The organism is Nocardia sp. NPDC060220, assembly GCF_042727815.1.
In the GTDB taxonomy this organism is placed as follows: domain Bacteria; phylum Actinomycetota; class Actinomycetes; order Mycobacteriales; family Mycobacteriaceae; genus Nocardia.
In genome coordinates, this window is the sequence record NZ_JBHWZY010000540.1 from 1 (window position 1) to 4,840 (window position 4,840).

General features: G+C 66.6%; 7 protein-coding genes. 5 read left to right on the forward strand and 2 right to left on the reverse strand.

Translation table 11 applies throughout. From position 1 onward, the window contains the following. Window positions 1–73: 73 nt before the first annotated feature. The 4 genes from ACFWF3_RS24535 to ACFWF3_RS24550 all read left to right on the forward strand — a co-directional run bounded on the left by ACFWF3_RS24535 (window position 74) and on the right by ACFWF3_RS24550 (window position 2,206). The gene (locus ACFWF3_RS24535) at window positions 74–481 is read left to right on the forward strand and encodes a winged helix-turn-helix transcriptional regulator (protein ID WP_379315501.1); all 408 of its coding nucleotides are present in this window, start codon (window positions 74–76) and stop codon (window positions 479–481) included. A gap of 173 nt (window positions 482–654) precedes the next feature. Beyond that, on the forward strand, window positions 655–921 hold the full coding sequence (locus tag ACFWF3_RS24540) for a hypothetical protein (protein WP_378989849.1): 267 nt from the start codon (window positions 655–657) through the stop codon (window positions 919–921). Between the two features lie 233 nt (window positions 922–1,154). Further along, entirely contained in the window at window positions 1,155–1,661 is a 507-nt protein-coding gene (locus tag ACFWF3_RS24545; RefSeq protein WP_379315503.1) for a hypothetical protein, read from the forward strand. A gap of 56 nt (window positions 1,662–1,717) precedes the next feature. Further along, on the forward strand, window positions 1,718–2,206 hold the full coding sequence (locus ACFWF3_RS24550) for a hypothetical protein (RefSeq protein ID WP_379315505.1): 489 nt from the start codon (window positions 1,718–1,720) through the stop codon (window positions 2,204–2,206). 30 nt (window positions 2,207–2,236) lie between these two features. Here the strand turns inward: ACFWF3_RS24550 and rox are convergent, their stop codons facing one another. Both rox and ACFWF3_RS24560 read right to left on the reverse strand, forming a co-directional pair. Further along, window positions 2,237–3,676, reverse strand: coding sequence for a rifampin monooxygenase (rox, locus tag ACFWF3_RS24555; RefSeq protein ID WP_379315507.1), 1,440 nt, complete (start codon window positions 3,674–3,676; stop codon window positions 2,237–2,239). Between the two features lie 205 nt (window positions 3,677–3,881). After that, window positions 3,882–4,295, reverse strand: coding sequence for a winged helix-turn-helix transcriptional regulator (locus ACFWF3_RS24560; protein ID WP_379315509.1), 414 nt, complete (start codon window positions 4,293–4,295; stop codon window positions 3,882–3,884). A gap of 97 nt (window positions 4,296–4,392) precedes the next feature. On the opposite strand from ACFWF3_RS24560, the gene ACFWF3_RS24565 reads away from it, so the two are divergent. Then, a partial coding sequence (locus tag ACFWF3_RS24565; RefSeq protein WP_379315511.1) for an alpha/beta fold hydrolase occupies window positions 4,393–4,840 on the forward strand: 448 nt, incomplete at its 3' end.

Genomic DNA, 4,840 nt, shown 5'->3' on the forward strand with positions numbered 1-4,840 from the left:
CCCACCGGAATCCTTCGCGTTGGCTCGACGTCCTTACTCTCGTTTCTAGCAACCAACGGTCAGGATCGACAGTATGCACAATCTTATCCATATGGACGAAATGGATATCATCGAGCGTATGGTAACCACGGAGGAAGTCCGGGCGCCGATCGTCCGCGCGATGCGGAGCTGCCCCGTCGAGGTGAGCATCGCCGTCCTCGGCGGCGCCTGGAAGATGACCATCGTCAAGCACCTGCTCGACGAGCCCCTGCGCTACGGCGAACTACGCCGCAAGGTCGGCGAGGTAACCCCCCGCGTCCTCACCCGTCAGCTCCGCGAGCTGGAACAAGACGGCATCGTCAACAGACATTCTTTTGCCGAAGTCCCACCACGCGTGGAATATTCGCTCACCCCGACCGGGCAGGCACTGCGCGGTTTCGTGTCCGAGCTGAACCGCTGGGGTGCGGAATACGTCGAGAGTATTGCCCGTCCCGACCGGTGAGCACTGACGGGATGGCGCCTGCGGAAGGTCCCCGACCTGGCTGGCCATACGCCTGTATCCGAGTAGGTTGCAGACAAGAGCAGTAGTGGGAGGTCTCTATTTCTGAGATCCTCAGCAACGCTTGACAACTGGTCCGCGACCGCGTTGTCCGAGCTGAACTCGAAGGAGGACGGATGAGCGTTTCCTGGAAGGACGTCCAGGCGTTCCGTGGTCGAGGTGAAGTCGCGAACGCGCTCGCCAGTCGTGCGCAGGACGTCGATCGCTGGGCGGAATCCGAAGGCTACGAGGTGCGCGATGATGGCTCCATCCGTGACGTGTGGCGCGCGACCGGCCGGGACATCGAGCTGACCGGAGCGGAGTCGGTTCGCCGATACAAGGTGGTGTTCGACCTGCGATCCGCCATCGATGCGGTCCTCTCGGATGCGCAGCCGCACGAGTAGCGACGTCAGTACGGGCGAGGTCGTGCAGATTTTCGGCGGTCGCGGCGTCGTCTGCGTGTGTCCGAATACGTAGATCTTGCGTGCGGCGGCCGGCACACGGGCTGGTCGCCACAGGTGGTAGGCGCAGCGGGCTGCTGACTGATAGCGGGTCGTGAGGCAGAATGTGGACGTGAGCGTTAGAAGTAAGCCGAAGTTCGGGGCGGGTGTCGCGGCGCCTGTCTGCGGTTAGTTCGATGTCGGACCAGGAAACAGGGCCGGGGTTCGCGCGCGGACCCGGCAACAGTCGATTCGATGCGGTGGAGCGGCTGCGTCAGAAGTTGGCAGAGACGAGGGCTGCCGAGACGGGTCCGCGCCAGGGCGGAGACGCGCCGTCGAACGTCGTGCGCCTGCCCAAGCCGCCGCGGCGACGTCAAGAGGATATCGGTGCGGCTCCGCGCTGGTCTCCGGTTCCCGATGGCGCCTACGATCCTGCGGCCACCCGCCCGGTGACTCGCGCGGAGTTGCAGCGCGAATCAGGATCGTTGCCGGTCAACGATGTGACGCAGGCCGGCGCCGAGTCGGGCGCGAATGCCGAGCGCGATGCGAATCTCATCGATTTCGACGCGTCGCGCCGTAAACGTGTCGGCGGGGAAAACCGCCCCGGCGGCGGTCGGCGGATGGTGCGGCCGCGCAGGATCGGCCCGACCCGCAGCGATGGCGGTGACGCCGGTCCGTCGCGCCCGGACGAACCTGGCCGCTGAGTCGTTTCGGCGCCACCTGCTCCACCCGTTCATCGCGGCCCCGGCATCATGGTGTGATGCGAATCAGCGTCACCGGGCACACGAACATCTCGGCCGAAACGGTCCCGCTCGTTCGTGCGGCCATCGCCGACCTGATCGCCGACACACCGGGTCTGGTCGGCATCTCGTGCCTTGCCCGCGGCGCGGACAGCGTATTCGCGGAAGTGGTTCTCGACGCGGGCGGGCAGCTCGAGGTGGTGGTGCCGTCGCGCGACTACCGGGAGTCGAAAGTGAAGCCGGACCACCTGGCGCAGTTCGACGGGCTCATCGAGCGGGCCACGACGGTTCGGGTCATGGACTTCGGCAACGCGGGCCGCGAAGCGTATGAAGCCGCCAACGAGGTCCTGGTCAGCGAGGCCGATCGGATGATCGCGGTGTGGGACGGGAAGGCCGGCGAGCGTGCCGGTACCGGGACCGTGGTCGCGCTGGCGCGTGAGCGGGGCATTCCGGTCGATGTGGTGTGGCCGAACGGTGCCGTACGGGATCAGCCCGGCCCGAAGCAGTAGCCGGCTCCACTGGTGTGGATGGCGCGGACGTCATCGAGACGCATGTGCGGGCTTGCCGAACCAGCGGGAGAGACAGGCGTTCAGGTCCTGCTGGTGCTCGCCGATCCAGGCGACGTGGCCGTCGGGGCGTAGCAGCAGCGCTGGAACATCCAGTGCCGCAGTGGGATCCGCGATGATGTCGACCCGGTCGGACCAGCCGTCGGCGGTCAGGCGTTCGGTGCGGTCCAAGACCAGGCCGCGGCCCTGACGTAGTCGGTCGTAGAGGTGGCCCTGTTTCAGGTCGAGGTCGGGCAGGCGGCGGCCGAGTAGATCGGGGCCTGGGCCGAAGTCGTACCGGATGGCGGTCGCGGTGATCTTCTCGATCAGGTAGCGGTTCACCTCGTCGAAGCCCATCAGTTCGGTCAGCAGCCTGCGGACGGCCTGTGGGCCCGGCTCGGTGGACGCCAGTTCGACCTGGGCGCGGGTGTTGTCCAGCACGTCCGCGGCGACCGGATGACGTTCGGAATGATAAGTGTCCAGCAGGGTTTCCGGCGCCCAGCCGTGGATCTGCCCGGCCAATTTCCAGCCGAGGTTGACGGCGTCCTGAACGCCCAGATTCAGCCCCTGACCGCCGGCGGGTGGGTGGATGTGCGCCGCATCGCCCGCCAACAGCACCCGACCGACCCGATAGCGCTCGACCAACCGGGTGGCATCGCCGAAACGAGACAGCCAGCGCGGGGAGTGCACGCCGAAATCGGTTCCGGCGATCGCGCGCAACTGCTGTTGGAAATCCGCGAGCGTGGGCGGTTCCGTGCGATCCTCGCGCACCCCCGCGGCGGGAACAACGACGCTGTAGATGCCCTCCCCGAAGGGCCTGAGACTGAATACCGCATGGGTCGCGCGTATTTCGGTCACCTTGGCGACGATCTCTTCCTGCGAGGCACCCACTTCCATCTCGCCCATCAACGTCTCGGTCCGCGCGGGCTCACCGGGGAAATCGACACCGAGCAGTTTGCGTACCGTACTGCGCGCACCGTCACAGCCCACGAGATACCGCGACCGCACCTGCTCACCGTCGGCCAGTTCGACGGTCACGCCCTCGTCGTCCTGCTCGAAACCGACCACCGCGCAACCACTTCGGACCTGCGCACCCAGCTCGATCGCATGGTCTTCGAGCAGGTGATCGATGATCGGCTGCGGCATGCCCAGCTGATAGGCGTACGCGGAATCCAGTCCCTCGGGCGTCGGTGTGGCGATGGCGGCGAAAACCCCGCCGACCGGACGCTGCCGTCCGCGTTCGAGGAGACGATCCAGCAGCCCGCGCATCGCCATCAGCTCCAGGCTGCGCACATGCAGACTGACCACCCGGACGAACGACGACACGGACTCGGGTTCCTTCTCCAGTACGAGAACCCGCACATCGTGCAACCGCAGCTCAGCGGCCAGCATCGCACCGGTCGGCCCACAGCCGGCAATGATCACATCGAACATGAACCACCCATTCGCCCGAATTCTCGCCGATCCCGTCGCCGCATCCCCGCCACCGCGCATGCGGGCATCGCGCTGATCCTGGATTTCCGCAGGTCCTGGCCTCGGCCGCCCATTGTGCGGTACCTCCAGCGCTCGCCGCAAGCGATATATGCCGAGCCCGAGGGTGTGTTGCCCGACCGATCTGCGAAGGCGCCCGCTGGGGAAGCTATTCGGTGGTCGGGTCGGCGTGTGCGTCATAGACGGCGCCGGCGCGGTCGATCTCGGCCATGTGATCCTCTGCCCAAGTGCGCAGTGCCGCCAAGGGGACCTCGAGGGACAAGCCCATTTCGGTGAGCCCATAGTGCACGCGTGGTGGCACCGTCGGTTCCACTCGGCGGGTAACGAGACCGTCCCGGGTCAGGTTGTGCAGGGTCACCGACAGCATCTTCTGGGATACACCGGGCATTCGCCGCCGCAGTTCGGCGAACCGCACTTCATCCGGGGCGGCCTGCGCGAGGACCTTGACCGCCATCGACGTCCATTTTGTGCCGATGCGGTCCAGCAACTGACGTGTCGGGCATTGCGCTTCGAACAGATCGCCGCGATCCGGTGCCTTCACCTGCGCTGATCGAGTAGTCACCTGGACCTCACCACCTGTAGTAGACGTGCCGTCTTGGCAGCCTACCCGAGATTACCTATCGTTCCCTGATAACCAATAGTTACTAACCGGAGGTCCTATGTCCCGCACTCCGCCGCTCCATGCCGCGCCTACCGAGCTGCGCCAGATCGAGACCAACGGCATCCGCGCCAATGTCGCCCTCGCAGGCTCCGGGCCCGCAGTCGTTCTGCTGCACGGCTTTCCGCACACCTGGCGATTGTGGAGCGAGATCATCGGCCCGTTGTCCGCGCAGTACCGGGTGATTGCCCCGGACCTACGCGGGTTCGGCGCCACCAGCCGTGCGTCGGACGGCTACGACGCAGGCACGCTGGCCGCCGATGTCGCCGGGATCCTCGATGCCCTCGGCGAACCCACCGCGGCCGTGGTCGCGATCGACGCCGGCACCCCGGTCGCGGTCCTCGTACCAGCTCGCCCCGGGCAGGGCCGGGGAGAGCCGCTCGCGCAGGCGGGCGCCCGAGCCTCCGCTGATCGCTATCGCGAGCTTGCCGGAGGAGGAGATCCGCTGG

What these genes read in the sequence shown, in the direction of transcription:
- ACFWF3_RS24535 (WP_379315501.1), top strand. Translation starts at nt 74, where the DNA reads ATGCACAATCTTATCCATATGGACGAAATGGATATCATCGAGCGTATG.
- ACFWF3_RS24540 (WP_378989849.1), top strand. Translation starts at nt 655, where the DNA reads ATGAGCGTTTCCTGGAAGGACGTCCAGGCGTTCCGTGGTCGAGGTGAA.
- ACFWF3_RS24545 (WP_379315503.1), top strand. Translation starts at nt 1,155, where the DNA reads ATGTCGGACCAGGAAACAGGGCCGGGGTTCGCGCGCGGACCCGGCAAC.
- ACFWF3_RS24550 (WP_379315505.1), top strand. Translation starts at nt 1,718, where the DNA reads ATGCGAATCAGCGTCACCGGGCACACGAACATCTCGGCCGAAACGGTC.
- rox (WP_379315507.1), bottom strand. Translation starts at nt 3,676, where the DNA reads ATGTTCGATGTGATCATTGCCGGCTGTGGGCCGACCGGTGCGATGCTG.